Origin of the sequence: Shewanella sp. KCT, assembly GCF_007636505.1 — a bacterium.
GTDB lineage: Bacteria > Pseudomonadota > Gammaproteobacteria > Enterobacterales > Shewanellaceae > Shewanella > Shewanella halotolerans.
Genome location: NZ_LVDJ01000008.1, coordinates 117,376 through 134,870, shown reverse-complemented (window position 1 = coordinate 134,870; position 17,495 = coordinate 117,376). Strand labels below are relative to the sequence as shown.

The window sequence follows — 17,495 nt, the reverse complement described above, 5'->3', positions numbered from 1 at the left end:
TTATTGAGATAAATATGAATGTACTGCTAGCCATGATCCCCGCCTTCTTCTGGGGCACCACCTACGCGGTGACCCAATATACGCTGCCGGACTGGCCTCCTCTGTTGCTTGGTGCCTTGCGAGCGCTGCCGGCCGGCCTTATCTTGCTGGCGATCAGGCCCAGCCTGCCAAAGCGTCAGGAGTGGAGCCTGCTGTTTCGCCTAGGCTTTATCAATATCGCCGCCTTCTTCAGCCTGATCTTCGTCATGGCCCTCACGCTGCCCTCGGCCATCTCGGGCGTCGGCATGATCTCTGTGCCTGTATTTGCCATGCTCTACCAGTGGCTGTTTCATGGTCGTCGCCCCGGCCTGACCCAGGGCTTCTTCGGCCTGGTGCTGATCGGCCTGGCCTGGCTACTGTTTAACCCCAACTCCATCAGCCTCAACCCCATAGGCCTACTCGCCATGTTGGCTGCCATCAGCTGCATCATAGTCGGTAGCGGCATCACTAAGGCCCTTGGGGATCGCATGCATTGGTGGACGGTATTGACCTGGCAGCTGATCATCGGCGGCGTGCTGCTGAGTGTAGCGGCAAGCGTGCATGCCTGGCTGGCACCCCAAGGCTATGGCAATGTGCTTAGCCAGCTCAGCCCAAACAACCTTGTCGGCATCGGCTGGATCATCCTGCTCAATACCGTACTGGGCTATATCATGTATGTCTGGCTGTTGCAGCGCATGAGCGTGGTGGACTTTACCTTTGGCGGCATCGCAAACCCAGTGGCGGGTATCGTCTCGGGCATGGTACTACTGGGCGAATCCTTTACGCCGCATCAGTACCTGCTGATGTTGGCCATGATCGCCGCCTCACTGATGCCACAAATCATAGGCTTGATCGGCGAGCGTCGGCGTGTCGCTCAAGCTAAACCCCAATAGGCTTCACAAATATCTATGTCTGAGTATCCCCAATTTACACTAAGGGTTACCATGGCTTTTTCATTATTTAACAGGAAGATAAATTAGTATGAAAATTAGCGCACGCAACAACCTCACAGGTAAGATCAAGGCAATCGAAGAAGGTTCGGTAAACAACGAAGTGGTGATCGAGCTGGCCCCAGGCGTTGAGATCACCTCTGTGGTCACCAAGAAATCATGTGAGCAGCTGGGTCTGGTGGTGGGCGGCGAAGCCTATGCCATCATCAAGGCAAGCAATGTGATGATCGCCGTCGACTAATCACTCTTTCGAGATTGATTTAGGCATAGGGCTGAAAAGTTAGAACAGATGCCCTATGCCGACACAGCTTAGTTTAACCAATAAAATCATACGCTTTAATCTAGGCGCCTTTAATCTAGGTGCTTTTAATCTAGGTGCTTTTAGTCTTAGGCGCCATTAATCCAAATACTGCCAGGTGTCGGCACCATCGAAGTGGCGGATCTGAATCTTCTCGCGCAGCGCCTGTGGCGCCATCCTGAAATTCAGCGCTATCCTGGGCTCGCTCACCTTGTCCGTCGTCAGCGTATGGGTCACGCAGCCACAGTGCTTGCAGTGGTAGAAGACCAGATACTTATCCCCATGGCTATACCCCACAGACGCACTCTCCTGCTGGCCGGACGTAGCCTGCTCGTTAAGGCTGACCTCCTTGGGATCAAAATAGCCCCACAGGGCGGCATAACGGCTGCAGATGGAGCAGTTGCAAGAGGTGAGCGTTTCTGGAGGCGTCGCCAGGGTCACTTGTACCTGTCCACAATGACAAGAGAGTTGCATGTCAAAATATCCTTATTTGTTAAGTCATGCCTAACCTAAAAGGTTAACTCTCTTATATCAAGACAAGAAGACAAGGCCTATTTGGCCGCGGTTACCGCTGGCGATCATGGCGATCAGTTATACCCCAGGATATAGCAATCTGGCTCTTCATCTTTAAGATCTGTCTCGTTGCCCGCCAACATATCCTGCAGCCATTGACGACGTGTCATGGCGCCATGATCAGATTCAGTCTCGGTAACCCTGTGTGCTGTGTTTGTTTCGTGTTCCATAATCAATACCCAATTCATCTTCACCCGCAGGTAATTCATCCAGCCCTAATTAAGCATTTGAGAGCACAACAAAACGCCCGTCGCGTTTAATTTATCAAACACTTAAATTTGATTAAATGACTGAAAACCATTGATGTCAATGAATTTTATTGGTCATACAAATAAACCAAGAAAAGCTGCATACAGAAACCAATAAATCACAAGTCATTGATTATAAAGAGCTTTACAAACTGAATTCTGTATTCGATCTTTTAAAAACCATAAACCAAGCTACTCGTATCCTTAAAAAAATTAATCTTCAGACCATCAAAATCAACGCCTCTCGCCCGATTGATAAAGCAAACACTTGTTTGAATATCCTCCTCTGTTGAGCCTAAAAGCCAAGAATCGGCTGCCAAACCACTCGGGCACGCACCGGGTGCGACACCTTGTCGCACTATCTGAGTTTGCCTTTGTCAGGCCTAAACAGGGCTGCCACAATGCCGCCACCTAACTACCTAAGAACTACAAGATTATGGCGCTGCGTCTCTCTTTCCTTACGCTCTCAATCGGCACAGCCTTGCTGACTCTACCCTTTGCCCAGGCTCAAGAAGCCGCCTTCGAGATCATCGAAGTCCATGGTGCCCATCAGGGTAGCTATACCTCTGTGACCCCAGAAGCCCAGGCGCCCGTCAGCGACATCAGCGGCCTGCTAACCCAGCTACCGGGCACGGCCGTCAACGGTAACGGCCCGCTGACCGGCATCGCCCAGTATCGCGGCCTGTTCGGCGACAGAGTCAACACTCAGGTCAATGGTGTCTCCCTCGCCGGCGCAGGCCCCAATGCCATGGACACGCCGCTGAGCTATGCCAGCCTGATCAACAGCGAGCGCATCGAGATGCACCGCGGCATAGCCCCTGTCTCGGCCGGCACTAACACGGTAGGCGGCAGCATCAAGGTTATCGAATCCCAGGCCAGCTTTAACGATACTCAGGGTCGCATCGCCGCCCAGTATCAAGGCAGTGGCGGCCAGAGCCATCTGGGGGCCAAGGTCAATGTGGGTGGAAAGAACCACGCCCTGCTGGTCTATGGCGACCTAATGCATGGGGATGAGGATATGAAATCCGGCGACGATCTTCGCCTCTCTCCCACAGGCTACGACAAGCAGATCATCGGCGGCCAATACCGCTTAAACCTCAGCGACAAGGGGCTGGACGATGAGTCCATCGCCATCGGCTACCAACACCTGGAAACCACAGAGGCGGGCACCCCGGCGTTGCCTATGGATATCGACTTCATCCGTACCGACAGGGTGAAACTCGAAGGTGAGCACAGGCTCGATACCTGGGATCTCAACTGGCATCTGGCCCATAGCGATGCCAGACACGGCATGGACAACTTCAGCGAACGTCAGAAGCCCGAGAGCGCCAACGCCCGTTACAATAACGCCGAGAGCCAGAGCTATGATATGGCGCTGACACTGGGCAGAGATGCCTGGCTGTTTGGCCTCGACAGCCAGCTGAGTGAGCACAACTCGCTGATCACAGATCCCAGCAAACCCATGTTCAGGGTCGACAACTTCAACAAGGTGCAGGACGACACCTATAGTGCCTTCGCCCAATGGCAACAGGAGATCGACCAGTGGCATTGGCAGCTCGGCGCAAGGGTGAAACACTACCGCACTGATGCCGATGAGGTCAGCCACTCGATGGCTGGCGCCATGCCGGCCATCAAGGTGTTGATGGACAGATATAACCAGGCAGATCGCACCCAGGCTCAAACGGGGCTGGATTTGGTGATCAACGGCCGTTATCGCGTCGATGAGGCGTTAACCTGGATACTCGGGCTGGCCCGCAAACAGGACAACGCCAGCTATCAGCAGAGATACCTATGGATCCCTATGCAATCGACCGGTGGACTCGCCGACGGTCGCACCTATGTGGGCAAGATGGATCTGGATCTGGAAACCGCCTATCAGCTAGAGCTGGGCGCCGACTTCAACCGCCAGGGATTAAACATCAGCCCACGAATCTTCCTGCATCGCATCGACGACTATATCCAGGGGGTGAAATCGACCGATCCCGCGGTGATCATGGCCGCCAACATGATGGGCAGCCAAGATCCTATGGAATTTGCTAACGTCGATGCTCAGCTACTGGGGATGGACCTTAACGCCAGCTATGAGATAACAGACCAGTGGCAGCTGGATCTCTTGGCCAGCTATGTCAGCGGCGAACGCCGCGACATCGATGACAACCTCTACCGCATAGCGCCGCCTAAGGTGAATCTGGGGCTCAACTTCACAGAAGGCAACTGGTCTGCCCGCATCGAAGGGGTGATGGTGGCGGCTCAGGACAAGGTATCAGAGAGTCAATCCGAGCAGGCAAGCGCGGGCTACGGCCTGGTCAACCTGGTACTGGCCTATGACAGACAAAACTGGCTGGTTAAAGCTGGGATCAACAACCTGTTCGATACCGACTATGAAGATCATCTCGGCGGCTACAACCGGGTGTTCAATGCCGACCTGGCGCCGGGCCAACGCATGCCGGGCACTGGCATGAATGCCTGGCTCACCGGGGAGTATCGCTTCTAAAAGTTAACTCGTTTTGGGAACCCTCCACTGCGCTCCCGGCCCCGAGCACCCTGCACGCTCGGGGCTTTTTTTATCTACAACGCCTGTTTGTCACGTTTACGGCGCAGCATATCTTCGTCGGCCTGAGCCAGCAAGGTATCCAGTCGCGCATCCTGATCCACTATCTTATGGCCTATGGTCACAGTCACCTCGGGCAGATGGCTGTCGAGCATAGCATTATCCAACCCCTGCATGATGCGCGTCTCAGTGGCAATCACATCCTCATCGCTCTGACACATAAGCAACACCACAAATTCATCGCCACCGATACGGCCCACCACATCAGCTCCCCGTACGCTCTGCTTGATGATCCCCGCCAGCAGCTTGAGTACCTCGTCGCCCACCGAGTGTCCGTGGCCATCGTTGATCCCCTTAAAGTTGTCGACATCGATATAGAGCATCGCCAGACGACTGTCGTTGCGCTGGGCCAGCTTCATTCGCTGCCTGGCTAACCCATTAAATCCGCGGCGATTATTGATATGACACAGGTCATCCAGATGTGCCAGCTGCTTAAGCTCGTCGTAGATATCCAGCAAGGCGAGATCCGCCTCAAGGATCTCCTTGAGTTCGTGGATCAGCTCGATATAGCTGGCCTGATAATCTGTCTTGGTATAGTCCATCACGCAGAAGGTACCGAAACAGCTGCCATCGGGCCAAAACACGGGCACCCCAAGGTAGGAGGAGAATCCATCGTTTTGTACCTCGGGATTGGTGTCCCAACAGGGATCTATCTTGGCATCTGAGACGTAGAGCGCGGCCTGGGTTTCGACGATACGCCGGCAAAAAATATTGGTATCGGGCGGGATCACCACCCCAGACGGATAGGGATTGCTGACCTGCTTGCTGGCGATGGTCACCTGAAATCCCTTCGGGGTGTATTGCACCAAGAAGCTGGCCGGCGCATTAAACACATGGGCCAGCAGATTAACGGTCTTCTGCCATTTATCGAGCGAGATGAGATCGATAGGATTATCGAGAAGAAAGCGTTCACTGCTGTACAAAGATTCTGTCGACATCGCCTTTCCTTTCTTGAGGATAACGAAATCGCCTTCCTGGCGTCTTGACCTCAGGTCAAACACACCTGCCTGTGAACTAATCATGCCTTAGAGCATAGAGGTCAACGGAGAGCAATTCAAACCCAAATAATAAACATTATAAATACATCTTTTATTAAATTATGAGATGAATTACTCACTAGAGCAATGATCTAACGGGCTTATTGACTGATATCTTGAGGCTTCTTGAGCAGCTTACGCTGCAGGGTTCGCCTATGCATTCCCAGTTGCCGCGCCGTCGCCGACACATTGCCCTTGTTGGCGGTCAGCACCTGCTGCAGATGTTCCCACTCCACCCGCTTGGGACTCAGGGGCGCCTCATCCACCTCAGGGGCGATCGCCTTGGGCGCCCTATCGTCCAGCACCCTCAGCAGGGTCGCGGTATCGGCCGGCTTAGTCAGATAGTTATCGGCCCCCAGACGCATCGCCTCGACGGCGGTGGCTATACTGGCATAACCGGTCAGCAGCACCAACACAGCCTGGGGCACGGCCCCCTTGAGCGGCGCGATCAGCGCCAAGCCATTGTCTTCGGCCAGCTTCATGTCCAACAAAATATGGCTGGGCTTAAACTGACGCGCCTTGAGCAGCGCCTGAGTGGCATCGTGGGCCATTTCACACTCAAAGCCGTGCTTGCCCATGCGCCGCGCCAGGATCCCGGCGAAACTCAGCTCATCTTCGATGATCAATAAGCGCTTCATGCGGCCCCCTGTATCGGCAGGTAAACCTGGGCCACGGCGCCGCCATCCACATGACTGCCGAGGATCAAGCGCCCACCCAGACGCTCCAGGCTCGCATGGCTGAGCAACAGGGCGACCCCCATCCCCTTGGGCTCCTCGATTATCTGATGCCCGAGCTGCTGCATCAAGGACGCCGGAATACCCGGGCCGAAGTCGCGCACCCCAAGCACCAGTTCATTTCCCTGACGCTGGGCGGAGAAGCTCACCTTCTGCTCCCCCGTCGCCTCCTGGCTGGCTCTGGCACCATTCTCAATGAGCGCCAGTAAGGCGGGCTGCAAGCTGGCATCGACCCGCAGCTGCAGCCTGTCGAGGCCATCATCTGGCTCCAACGACAATTTCACCGCTGGCATCAGCAGGTTGACCTGCTCACTCAAGCCGCTCAGCAGTTGCTCGGTGGATTCCAGCCGCTGCGCGCCCTCGCGGATCGATTCGGTGGCGCTGCGCAGCGCCGTCAGGGTGGACTCGCACACCGCCAGCGCCGATTGCATCTCCTGCAGCGCAGGACTATCGCCCTCCTCTTGCAACTCATCCACCAGCAACCTCATGCTAGCCAGTGGGGTCGCCAGCCGGTGAGCCATCTGCGCCGAGGCGGTACCCAGGGCGATCAACTTTTCCTGACGCAACTGCGCCTCACGCATAAAGGCAAGCTGAGCATCCTGGCGCCGCATGCGTTTGGCCAGCAAGGCCACACTCGTGGTCAACACCAAAGAGGAGATGATGAAGTTAACCCACATCCCCAGATAGTGGGACTGCATATCCATGCCGTGATGACTCATGGCACTCTCAGGCATGGTAAACAGCATCAGGCTGTAGGCCAGATTCGACAGCAGGGCCAATGACCAGGGCGCCCAAAAGGGCAGCAGCACGGCGGCGATCGCTATCGGCAGCAATAGCAGGGAGATGAAGGCGTTGGTGGCGCCGCCGGAGAAATAGAGCCAGGAGATCCACAGCAAAGTGTCGAGGACCAGGGCGATAAACAGCCCAGACTCGCTGCTGAGCAGGGGCTTTCTCAGCCAGAAGGTAAAGCTTAAATAGAAGGCCTCGAGGATCAAGGTCAGATTCAACGCCGGGCTGTGAAGCGACAGGCCGAAGGTGTCGGCAAACAGGAAGGTAAGACAGAGTTTGAGCATCAAAGCCATGATGCGCAGCAAGGCCAGTTGGTCGGCGGCCCGGTAGCGGCCATAACTCAGAGTCGTCACATTGCTTTCCTATTTGAGATCAAAGACTAATCCTATCTTCGCCAAGGCGTCACCCGAGCGGGACAGGCTGTATTTTACGCCCTGTTCGAAGTCGATTTCACTCTTTATTGCCAAAGATTTGAGGCGCGCCATACTCAGGCTGCAATCTCTAGGCCGCTTGGCCAGGTCGCTCGGGCTCGACTGAGGCGAGATGTGCTGGCTGCTCAGCCCCAGGATCTCGGCCATCTTAAGCAGCATCTGATACTTGGTCATGCGTTCAACGCCGGTGAAATGATAGATACCCGCCACATCGCCCACCTGTTGCTGACGTGCCACCAGCTTAACCAGGGCGTTGGCGATATCCAGTGTCGAGGTGGGGCTGCGCACCGCCCAATCATCCTGCTGGGTGGGCGACTGGTTCACCAGCTGTTTGAGCATCACCAACACCGCCGACTCATCCAGCGACTCGACCCGACCATAGAGGATAGGCAGACGTAGCACGGCGAACTCTCTGGACACCTCAATCAGTGCCAGCTCCCCCTCACGCTTGGTCTCGCCATAGAAATTGAGCGGATGCGCCTGATCCTCTTCGTCATAATCGGGCGAGGTGCCATCGAACACATAATCTGTGGAGATGTAACAGAGCCAAGCACCATTAGCCTTAGCCGCCTGGGCCAACCGTCGGGTCGCGGCCAGGTTGAGGGCCTTTGCCGCCTCGGGGTCGCGCTCGGACACGTCCGGTCGCCGCTCGGCCGCGCAGTGTAGAATCACCTCGGGTTTGTAGGTCTCGATAAATCGGTTCACCGCGCCCTCGTCGGTCAAATCCAGCCTATGGGTATCTTTACCAGCGCGCGAATAACCGCAGGCCAATAAAGTCACAGGCTCCTTTGCAAATTGCTCAACTAAAGCGCGCCCCAGCAGGCCGGTGGCGCCAGTTATCATTATTTTCAACATTAATGGGTTTCTCTGTTAATCGGCTCGCTGCCCGGCTGCAGCAAGGGGCAATTTTCGGGTAATACCATGGCGATCGCCCCGGCCTGAAGCTCGAAGTCAACTCGAGACTCGGCGATGGGCTCGCCATCGAGATTAATGGGCATAGGCGGATTGGAGCGCCAGCTAGCCTGGGTGTCGCGATGATGCTTCACATACTGGTTATCGGCCTTGGGCGACTGCATCTCGGCGATCACCTGCGCCAAGTCCTCGATGGGAAACTGATGTAGGGCGACTAAGTCCATCAGGCCGTCGTTGATATAGGCATCCGGCGCCAGCACCTGGCCGCCACCGGCCTGACGGCCGTTACACACGGCGCCCACCAACAACTGCTGCTGGTTGGCCTCGCCATGTATGGTAAATTCGCCGTCATAGGGCTTGAAATTGAGCGCCTGCACCAGCCCGGACAGGGTATAGGCGCCGCCACCGAGAAAGTGTTTCAGCGCCAGCGGCGTGTTGGCGGTAACCTGGGCGCCGAAACCGCCACTGGCAATATTCACCACATACCTGTCGTTGGCGCGGATCACATCCACATCATAGGCAGAAGCTTCCGCCGCCAGCCTCAGCGCCGCCTCCAGATCAGCTGGCACCCGGGCCGCGGTGGCAAAATCGTTGGCGGTACCCAGCGGCAAGATTGCCAGCTCGCAGCGCTTTTCCTTTTCATGGTCCATCAAGGCGCTAACCAGCTCGTTGAGCGTGCCATCACCACCCGCCGCCACCAATCGATGGCAGCCCTCGGCGATGGCCTCATCCACCAGGCGGGCCACATCTCCGGCCTCGAAGGTGACTCGCACCTGAATCTCATGATCGACGCGCACGCTGGCGATCGCCTGGCGCAGCAGCTCGTCACCGGCCTTCTTACCATTGAGTATGATGCGAAGCTTCATGTTTACTCTCCAACTGAACTGCCTCTGACAAGGCGCCAAGCGCTCGACTTATCATAGCAGCAAGCCGCGACGGGCTAAACCTGACTTGCAGTCGAACCACACCATTAAACGAGTTTAATCCAAGGGAATTTGCCGCGCTCGGCGCAACAGGATATCCTCTTAAATTATCAAGGATATCAGGCCTTAGCTCGGAGCTTAACCATGAACAGATTAGTCTTACTCGCCATTGCCGGCATACTGCTGCCAGCCTGCAGCCAGCAGGCCACACAAGCCAATAGCGAGTCTTCTTCAACAGCGCCCTCTGCAGTGCAAACCGAGAATCAGGCGCCTAACAAGCCAGAAAATCGCACGGCCAACCAGCCGAGCTTCGACTGTGGCGGTGACAAACTCTCCAGCATAGAGATCCTGGTCTGCCAAGACAGCGAACTTGCCGCGCTGGACCGTCAATTAGCCGAGGTCTACCAGGCCGCCAGCGCCAAGGCCATCAACGAGCAGCCGCCACTCTTGAAAGCCGAGCAGAGAGGCTGGATAAAGGGGCGCGACGAGTGTTGGAAGAGTGACGACAAACATAGCTGCGCGTTTGACAACTACCAGATGCGTATCGCCGAGCTGCAAGCCAGGTATCGCCTCATCGCCCCCAGCGCCGAGGTCAACTACCAGTGCGATGGCATAGCCGCCAAAGAGGTGGTGGTGAGCTATTTTGCCACCGACCCAGCAACCCTGATCGCCGAGTTCGGCGATAGCGTCTCGCTCATGTACAGCCAGCCCAGTGGCAGCGGTAGCCGCTATCAGGGGCGCAACGAGTCGCTATGGGAGCACCAAGGTGAGGCGCGCATCACCTGGGGCTATGGCACCGAGCCGATGATCTGTAAGCTCGCTGACTGATCATGACACTGCCTCTGCTGCTGACAGGCCCCATGCTGCGTCACTGCGACGCAGACCATTTCACCCTGACCTTGGTGACCAGTGAGCCGCTGTCGCAGTTAACCCTCACCCTAGGTGAGACTCAACACCTGCTTGCTGATGACGCCATCGAGTGCCTGGAGCTAGGTACTCACGCCTTCTTCTACCTCATCTATCTGAGCAAGCCCGGGCTCAATTCTCTCGGCACCTGCATTCCCTATGGCCTTAGTGACAGCCGCCACGGTGACCTGCTCACGTCGCTGGCACAGCTGACCTATGGCGACAATCAGACACCGAATCTGGTGATCAAGCCAGAGATCGATACCCTGTTGCACGGCTCCTGCCGTAACGCCCATCATCACAGCAGCGATGCCATGGTCGCCGCCGATACCCGGCTCGAGAATGGACCGGATGCGGCCGAGCGTCCGGCGCTGATGATGCTGAGCGGCGATCAGATCTATGTCGATGATGTCGCCGGCCCCATGCTTTACGCCATCGGCAGAGTCATAGAGATGTTGGGCCTGTATGAGGAAGAGTTTCAACAGGCGCCACTCAGGCACAGCAAGCAGATAAGCTACCACCCGGCGGCCATGTACCAGAGGCACAAGAAGCTGTTGCCGCGCACCGAATACCCGGCCGGCAGCGCCCTGGTGCGTTGGTATATCAATCACCCCATCTTCACCTCCTCCATCGCCGAGAATCACCTGGTGAGTCTGGCCGAAATCATCGCCCTCTATCTGCTCTCCTGGTCGCCGGAGCTGTGGCAGCTCATCGATATTCCCAAGGAGGTAACCGGCCTGTCGCCCGCCAATCAGCAGAGATGGCAGAGGGAGTGGGTTCACTTACTCGAATTTAAGGCAGGGCTGACCAAGGTGAGACGCCTGCTGGCGCATCTGCCGACCTATATGATCTTCGACGATCACGACATCACAGACGACTGGAACCTCACGGCGAAATGGGAACAGGCGGCCTATGGCCACCCCTTCTCCAAACGCATCATAGGTAATGCGCTGATCGGCTATCTGGTGTTTCAGGGGCTGGGCAATCAGAAGGACAAGTTTAGTGCCGCGATTCTGCCTAAGCTTAAGCAGTTTCTCGCCAATCGTGAGGAGGCGCAGCACGATGAGCTGATCGATGCCCTGCTCGGCTTCGACGAGTGGCACTACAGCCTCAATACCTCGCCCAAGTTGGTGGTGCTCGACACCCGCACCCAGAGATGGCGCAGCGAATCCAACCTGGCCAAGCCCTCCGGCCTGATGGACTGGGAGGCCCTGATGGAATTTCAGCAGCAGTTGGTGGGACAGGAGAAGGTGATTATCGTCTCGGCGGCGCCCATGTTCGGCGTGAAGCTTATCGAGGCGGTGCAGCGCGCGGCCACCTTTATCGGCGCCTCTCTCCTGGTGGACGCCGAAAACTGGATGGCGCACCCTGGCACGGCCAACACCCTGCTGAGCATCTTCCTGCACCGCAAGACGCCGCAGCAATTCGTGATCCTCTCCGGCGATGTCCACTACTCCTTCGCCTACGACATTGGCATTCGCTTTCGCACTCAGGGGCCGCAGATCTATCAGATCACCTCGAGCGGCATCAAGAATCAGTTTCCCGAGAAGCTGTTACCCGTGTTCGACAAGTTTAACGGCTGGCTCTATGGCCATTTCTCGCCGCTGAACTGGTTCACCAAACGCAAACGCATGTCGATTCGTGGCCGCCGCCCCAACGGCATGCGCAGTCAGCGGTTGATCAACGCCAGCGGCATAGGCCTGGTCAGCTTCGCTAAAGATGGGGCGCCGTCCAAGATAGCCGTACTCCATGGCGACATGAGCACCACAGAGTTTCTGCCGCCGCGCCAGTCCCGCAAAGGCTAAGTCTCTCAAGGGCTAGGCCCGGTCAGCAGCTCTAAAGAGACAGTTCCGGCAGGCGGATATCCAGCTTTCGACCGGTGACAGGATCCACGAAGGCGAGACGACGCGCCAGCAGCTTCATCGGCTGAGCAACATCCTCGGCGCTTCTGGGTAATAGAGTCGGATAGAAATTATCGTTAAGGATCGGCATCCCCAGGCTGTTCATGTGCAGGCGCAGCTGATGGGTCTTGCCGGTGATCGGCATCAGTTCGAAACGACCAATCTCTCCCTCGACGCTCACCAGGGCGATCTCCGAGTGGCTATTGACCTCGCCGTCGACGATGCACATGGTGAAGCTTGGTGTACCCTTATCGATGCGATTCTTCACCGTCCAGCGTCTGGGCAGGCTAAGTTTACCGGCGAGATAATCAGCCAGTAGCTCTGGGGTAAGACGCGCCAAGGCCTGGTATTCCTTGGTGATCTGCCCATGGCGAAACAGGCCATGGTAGGCGTCGCGGCTATCACTCTGCTTGACCAGCAAGACTATGCCCGCGGTGGCGCGATCCAGACGATGGGCGGCGATCAGCGTCTCACAGCCCGTGCGCTCCCTTAGCCGGTTGATTAAACACTGATTAATCACCTCACCACCCGGATGCAACGCCATGAAATGGGGCTTGTTGGCCAGCACTATCTGCTCATCTTGATACAGAATCGACTCGCTAAAGGGAGGCGTCTCCTCATGGGCGACCTCACGGTAGTAGTACACCTTCTGCTGAGGCCGATAGGCGCTGGTAAGTTCCAGCGGCTGACCATCTTGCCAATGCACCTTGCCCTGGATGAAGCGTTCGCGCCAAACATCGGCGGAAATATTATCGAACCGCTGACAGAAATAATCGTAAACACTCGCCGGGGAATTATGGATTTGAGGTAATACGATGAAGGAGGCTTGAGCCGCGCGAACCATGACAGAAAGGCCTAAAGATGAAGGAGCGGCCATGGTATCAAAATTTGCGGCCCGGATGAGAGCAAATTATTGCCCCGCGTGGGACTTGATCAGTTCGAGTACAAAATCCATCGTCTTGTGACAATCGGGCTGATTGACCAGCACCTGCTTGTCACGATTATACAGGGGCAGCACCTCTAGCCAACGCTGGCTGACCCAGGTGGCATCTTCCAAGTGCAGATCCGCATATAGCTCCTGCAAGGCGGGATTGACCAGATAGAACTGCTCTAGTGCTGCACTGATCAGCTCAAATTCGCCCTTGATAGGCTCTTCACGCCAATTGTTACAGCTCAGCGTCCTGGCGATCCAGTTACCGTCGCGCCGCTTGGCCGCCGAGAAGATCTTCACCCTCTGCTTGCCTTCCAGCACCAGGCCTAAACAATCGTCTTCGAGCTGATTAAAATCTATGATCTCGCACTGAGTCGCCAGCGGATAACAGGGGGGATTGGCCTGAGGCCGTGACATGGCAAAGGCCAGGGGGAAGTGCCCCTTGAGCACCTCGGCAATCAGTTTCAAGCTGCTAGGCCCCGCCACTCGTATCTCTATTCTGCCGTCGGGCAAAAGTAGTTCGTCGCGGGTGATCAACGCCATCTCTTGAGTCAACATAGCAACCTCCTCCCCCTTGGTCGGTGATCGCCGTGAGTGTCGTGTCAGTGCGACTAAAAATTAACCAAGGAGCAATAATGATAAAGTGTAGCAGTTGTCAAAATTACTGCTCGAAACGCCATTATTGGATCGGCGATGCCATGCCAATCAAAATACCCGATCCTTCGCTTATTAGACCCAGAAAGATTCCCTTTTGTTGCAGCCATTTCATTAGAAAGTGTTAATGTGACGCATAATATCGCCACTTTTTAATACTTTATCTAAGTCGTCTGCCAACACCTCACTCATCTGCACCGCCTGTCGCCAATAGCGTATCCGCTCCTCGGTATTGAGGCGGCTAAAGTCGTTTCGGTCCGGCAGCTTGCCATAGGGAAGTTGGTTTAAATATGACTCGCTTGGAGCCAAAATCAGAGCGTTGTCATAGTTATGTTTGGCCCGCCGCCAGGGCAAGGATTTGTCGAACCAGCCGGGCAGAATCTTGCTGTAGAAGTGGGGATACAGGGTCAATCCAGGCGCGTGGGCCAGCGGCAGATCGAAGTGATAATCTGTGATGCCGCCATCGTAATAGTGGCCGGCAGGAGCCCCTTCGATGCGCTCAACAGGTGCCAGCACCCATGGGATAGAGCCGGTCGCCAACAGAACCTGGGCAATATTCTCCCCGGTCAGGGCAAGGTGACGACCCGGCAGATCCCTTAACTCATTAAAGGGCGAGGCGACGCCGCCGCTGCCAAACAGGTAACGCTCGAAGTGCCATCCCAGGGTGCGGCGACTCAGCAGATTAGTGACCGCGGTGGTGGCAAGACCGGCGCCAAGTGCGGCTCTATGGGACAAACGGTTGAGATGACGGCCACGACAGGCGATGAAATGGCTCTTGATCACAGGATTGCCGACGATATCCGCCCCCTGCTGCGCCCCCAATATGCCAGAGACGATACCGGCTACCTTATGCGATACCTCGCTCGCCGTGGGCTTGGTCTCGTAACGCTGGCCAATATACTCCCGCTCCAACCGCTCATAGGCCGCCAGTGGGTCTTGCTGTGCCAAACAGGCCAGACGCCAGGCGCCGGATGAGGCCCCCAGTGTATAGAGCGGCGTCTGTCTCGCCTTGAAGAAGGTGCCAAACAGATACTTATCCAGCGCGGCTATGCCAAGCCATTTGGGCCCACCCGACGCCGCCAACACCTGAGTGAAAAGCTCGGGTTTTAGCCCCTGCTCGGCGATCTGTTTGTAGGCGGTCGGCCCGGCAAGAAAACGTAACTTAAGCACCTAACTCGGCTCCCTGAATTTATCTGTGTGCATGGCTTAAGCCATTCTATAAGAATTGCACTAAACTTGTCAGCGCGATTAAAATAGGCCGGTGGCAGGAGGTCACTGAGGATCAAAATGGACGACACGCTAACAATTAAGCCCTATCAAACACTCGCCTACGTCATCATCACGTTGACGGCCAGCCTGTTTATCATAAAGCAGCTTTTCCTGAGCGCCTTCGATGACCAATGGTGCCTCTTTATGGGCTACTGCCTGGCAATGCTCATCTGGGCTGGCGCATTACTGAAACAAGAGATCGTTTTTACACCTCGGGCGATCGCCTTTATCAATATCCCCCTCACAGGCAGGACAGACCTTGGCAAGGAGACCCAGATCGCCTATAGAGATATTACTGGCTGCCACCTAATGCCCGCCGGATTGGAGATAGCGACAGACACAGAAGTTATCAGGGTTAACCTCAGACTCAACGACAGGCTCATCTCCCGCATCAGCGATAGTTTCGAGCGCCACGGCCTGCAAGCTACCCGAGAGGCTGAGCAGAAAAACCTAGCCTAAATTCACCCCATTCTCGGAAGGAGTCAACTTGCCACAGACTCACGTCAGACTATCGACCAAGGGCCTGCTGATACTCTGTCTCTTACTCTGGCTGCCTGGCTGTCAGCGCGCCAAGGATGTGGATTATCTCTGGCAGAACTACAGCCAGCGACTGGCCCATGTGATAGACCAGCCCTACTCGCCCCCGGAATTTAAGCCCATGCAGCTCGGCAAGGCCGACAGACAAGAACAGGCCTCTCTCACCATCTCGATTCTCGACACCCTGTCTCTGGGCCATTGCCCCCTGGGCCGCCTCATCGCCGACCATAACAGCACCCTGGGCAAGGTGGCACCGCCCAGTCAACAACTCATCTATCAGATAAGCTTTATTCAGCTGGCGCCCGCCTGTATCGACACCTTGGATGAGGGGGAGCTTAAGACCAAGCTGACACAGGCACTCCAGCAGAAACAAGCTCATGCGATGACCTACTTTAATCGGGTGCTCACCAGAGACAAGAGCTTCACCAAGAGCCTATTTATCGGCTACGACTCCCTAGTACTCGATGAGATGCGCGCCGGTCGCTTCGAGCTCGAATCGGCAATCGGCCAACTGCTGAGCATAAAAGGTCACATCAAGCAGCGCCAGTGGCAGCAGATAGACACGGCCCAGATAGAGCCCGCCCTCGCCCAGATGGCACACCAAACACTACTGCAAAGATACCTGAGATCCCTCGCCTACAGTCAGTCGCAGCTCATTGCCCTCAACGACTATCTGCAGCTACATAGCGCATCGGTCGCCTGTCGACCCAATCATGCCAACCGCAAACAGGAGATACTGCAGAATGTATTTCATAAATACTACCTGGCCCAGACTCAGGCCTATCTGTCACAGCTCAATCAGCTGCATTATCGCCTGAGTGAACCGCTACTCGCCCTCTTTGCCGGCAGTAACCATCAGGCCTTCATCGAGCACTACTTCGGCGAGCAACCAGGTGCCCTGCCGGAGCAGCTAAAATCTCAGATGCGCAGACACGTCAAGTGGTGGCAGGTCTTCAGGGAGAGCTGCAACATTCACCAGCCAGGCTCCTCCACCTAACCGCTAGATAAGCTGCTACATCCCAGGCTATCTTGCCGGCCAAAAAGCCTGCTACACTATCGGCTCTTTACAAGCCCGAGCCTCCAATCATGATCTTAGACACCTTAGATAACCTGGCACACTACGCCAACCTGGGACCGCGCATTGCCAAGGCACTGCAACACCTCAAAGAGACAGATTTCACCCAATTACCAGTGGGCAACTATGAGCTGGAGGGCAAAGATATCTTTGTCATCGTCAACGATTATGAGACCAAACCCAGAGAGGTCGAGCCCTTCGAGGTGCATCGCAAATATATCGACGTTCAGTATGTGGTGAGCGGCGAAGAGGAGTTTGGCTATCTGCCCCTGGCAGATCAGACCCCATCCAAGCCCTACTACGACAAACACGACTACGCCGAGTATGACTATGAGTCAAACAAGGCGCGCGCCGTCTTTATTCCCTTCAAGGCCGGGATGTTTGCCCTCTTCTTTCCTCAGGACATGCATATGCCGGGCGTATCGGCGACGCCGCAGAAGGTGCGCAAGGTGGTCATCAAGGTGAAAATTTAGAGTCTGTTGGCCTTTACTGTTTGTTAACGCCCGCGCCTGTCGCGGGCGTTTTGCAATCTGGCATTTTCGCCTGTTCCCCATCTGATACAAAATGTTACCCGGGCGAATCCTCGCCCGCCATAGCCATATTCCGATGCTCCCTCCACTCACATAGCCTCTGATGCCGCTTCTCTTATGCGGCTATCTCCGAATTCTCATACCTAGCCCCTTGTACAAACCCCACTT

Annotated in this window: 18 protein-coding genes; 8 read left to right on the top strand and 10 right to left on the bottom strand. The window is 55.8% G+C overall.

Annotated elements, in window-relative coordinates; genetic code table 11:
* Positions 1-14 precede the first annotated feature (14 nt).
* Together AYI87_RS12970 and AYI87_RS12965 are read left to right on the top strand one after the other, a co-directional pair.
* Complete coding sequence (locus tag AYI87_RS12970) at positions 15-911, top strand: DMT family transporter (RefSeq protein ID WP_144202656.1); 897 nt, start codon at positions 15-17, stop codon at positions 909-911.
* Between the two features lie 88 nt (positions 912-999).
* On the top strand, positions 1,000-1,209 hold the full coding sequence (locus AYI87_RS12965; RefSeq protein ID WP_144202655.1) for a molybdopterin-binding protein: 210 nt from the start codon (positions 1,000-1,002) through the stop codon (positions 1,207-1,209).
* 156 nt (positions 1,210-1,365) lie between these two features.
* On the opposite strand, the gene AYI87_RS12960 is transcribed toward AYI87_RS12965, so the two are convergent.
* Both AYI87_RS12960 and AYI87_RS21230 read right to left on the bottom strand, forming a co-directional pair.
* The gene (locus AYI87_RS12960; RefSeq protein WP_144202653.1) at positions 1,366-1,740 is read right to left on the bottom strand and encodes a GFA family protein; all 375 of its coding nucleotides are present in this window, start codon (positions 1,738-1,740) and stop codon (positions 1,366-1,368) included.
* A gap of 113 nt (positions 1,741-1,853) precedes the next feature.
* A complete protein-coding gene (locus AYI87_RS21230; RefSeq protein WP_186300618.1) occupies positions 1,854-2,009 on the bottom strand; it encodes a hypothetical protein in 156 nt (51 codons plus the stop codon).
* Between the two features lie 514 nt (positions 2,010-2,523).
* Between AYI87_RS21230 and AYI87_RS12955 the strand changes: the two genes are divergently transcribed.
* Positions 2,524-4,581, top strand: coding sequence for a TonB-dependent receptor (locus AYI87_RS12955; protein ID WP_144202651.1), 2,058 nt, complete (start codon positions 2,524-2,526; stop codon positions 4,579-4,581).
* A gap of 74 nt (positions 4,582-4,655) precedes the next feature.
* Here the strand turns inward: AYI87_RS12955 and AYI87_RS12950 are convergent, their stop codons facing one another.
* The 5 genes from AYI87_RS12950 to yegS form a co-directional block, all read right to left on the bottom strand.
* A complete protein-coding gene (locus AYI87_RS12950) occupies positions 4,656-5,636 on the bottom strand; it encodes a sensor domain-containing diguanylate cyclase (RefSeq protein ID WP_144202649.1) in 981 nt (326 codons plus the stop codon).
* A 200-nt stretch (positions 5,637-5,836) separates the two neighbouring features.
* Complete coding sequence (locus tag AYI87_RS12945) at positions 5,837-6,373, bottom strand: response regulator transcription factor (RefSeq protein ID WP_144202648.1); 537 nt, start codon at positions 6,371-6,373, stop codon at positions 5,837-5,839.
* Complete coding sequence (locus AYI87_RS12940) at positions 6,370-7,551, bottom strand: sensor histidine kinase (RefSeq protein ID WP_260865139.1); 1,182 nt, start codon at positions 7,549-7,551, stop codon at positions 6,370-6,372. The genes AYI87_RS12945 and AYI87_RS12940 overlap by 4 nt, the downstream gene beginning before the upstream one ends.
* A 69-nt stretch (positions 7,552-7,620) precedes the next feature.
* Positions 7,621-8,544, bottom strand: a complete 924-nt coding sequence (locus AYI87_RS12935) for a dTDP-4-dehydrorhamnose reductase family protein (RefSeq protein ID WP_144202644.1) — start codon at positions 8,542-8,544, stop codon at positions 7,621-7,623.
* The gene (yegS, locus tag AYI87_RS12930; protein WP_144202642.1) at positions 8,544-9,467 is read right to left on the bottom strand and encodes a lipid kinase YegS; all 924 of its coding nucleotides are present in this window, start codon (positions 9,465-9,467) and stop codon (positions 8,544-8,546) included. The genes AYI87_RS12935 and yegS overlap by 1 nt, the downstream gene beginning before the upstream one ends.
* A gap of 201 nt (positions 9,468-9,668) precedes the next feature.
* Between yegS and AYI87_RS12925 the strand changes: the two genes are divergently transcribed.
* The gene (locus AYI87_RS12925) at positions 9,669-10,352 is read left to right on the top strand and encodes an MliC family protein (protein ID WP_144202641.1); all 684 of its coding nucleotides are present in this window, start codon (positions 9,669-9,671) and stop codon (positions 10,350-10,352) included.
* A 2-nt stretch (positions 10,353-10,354) separates the two neighbouring features.
* A complete protein-coding gene (locus tag AYI87_RS12920; RefSeq protein WP_144202639.1) occupies positions 10,355-12,235 on the top strand; it encodes an alkaline phosphatase D family protein in 1,881 nt (626 codons plus the stop codon).
* A 31-nt stretch (positions 12,236-12,266) separates the two neighbouring features.
* Here the strand turns inward: AYI87_RS12920 and AYI87_RS12915 are convergent, their stop codons facing one another.
* From AYI87_RS12915 to AYI87_RS12905, 3 genes are all read right to left on the bottom strand, one after another.
* Positions 12,267-13,175, bottom strand: a complete 909-nt coding sequence (locus tag AYI87_RS12915; RefSeq protein WP_260865137.1) for a pseudouridine synthase — start codon at positions 13,173-13,175, stop codon at positions 12,267-12,269.
* A gap of 66 nt (positions 13,176-13,241) precedes the next feature.
* Positions 13,242-13,820, bottom strand: coding sequence for an LON peptidase substrate-binding domain-containing protein (locus AYI87_RS12910; protein WP_011867145.1), 579 nt, complete (start codon positions 13,818-13,820; stop codon positions 13,242-13,244).
* A 210-nt stretch (positions 13,821-14,030) separates the two neighbouring features.
* Positions 14,031-15,086 (bottom strand): alpha/beta hydrolase, encoded by a 1,056-nt coding sequence (locus tag AYI87_RS12905; protein WP_144202636.1) that lies wholly within the window; start codon positions 15,084-15,086, stop codon positions 14,031-14,033.
* A 117-nt stretch (positions 15,087-15,203) separates the two neighbouring features.
* On the opposite strand from AYI87_RS12905, the gene AYI87_RS12900 reads away from it, so the two are divergent.
* The 3 genes from AYI87_RS12900 (at position 15,204) to AYI87_RS12890 (ending at position 17,270) form a co-directional block, all read left to right on the top strand.
* On the top strand, positions 15,204-15,644 hold the full coding sequence (locus AYI87_RS12900) for a hypothetical protein (protein WP_144202634.1): 441 nt from the start codon (positions 15,204-15,206) through the stop codon (positions 15,642-15,644).
* A gap of 28 nt (positions 15,645-15,672) precedes the next feature.
* Positions 15,673-16,719, top strand: a complete 1,047-nt coding sequence (locus AYI87_RS12895; protein WP_144202632.1) for a DUF3080 family protein — start codon at positions 15,673-15,675, stop codon at positions 16,717-16,719.
* Positions 16,720-16,808: 89 nt separating this feature from the next.
* Positions 16,809-17,270 (top strand): YhcH/YjgK/YiaL family protein, encoded by a 462-nt coding sequence (locus tag AYI87_RS12890; protein ID WP_144202630.1) that lies wholly within the window; start codon positions 16,809-16,811, stop codon positions 17,268-17,270.
* The last annotated feature ends 225 nt before the right edge of the window (positions 17,271-17,495 follow it).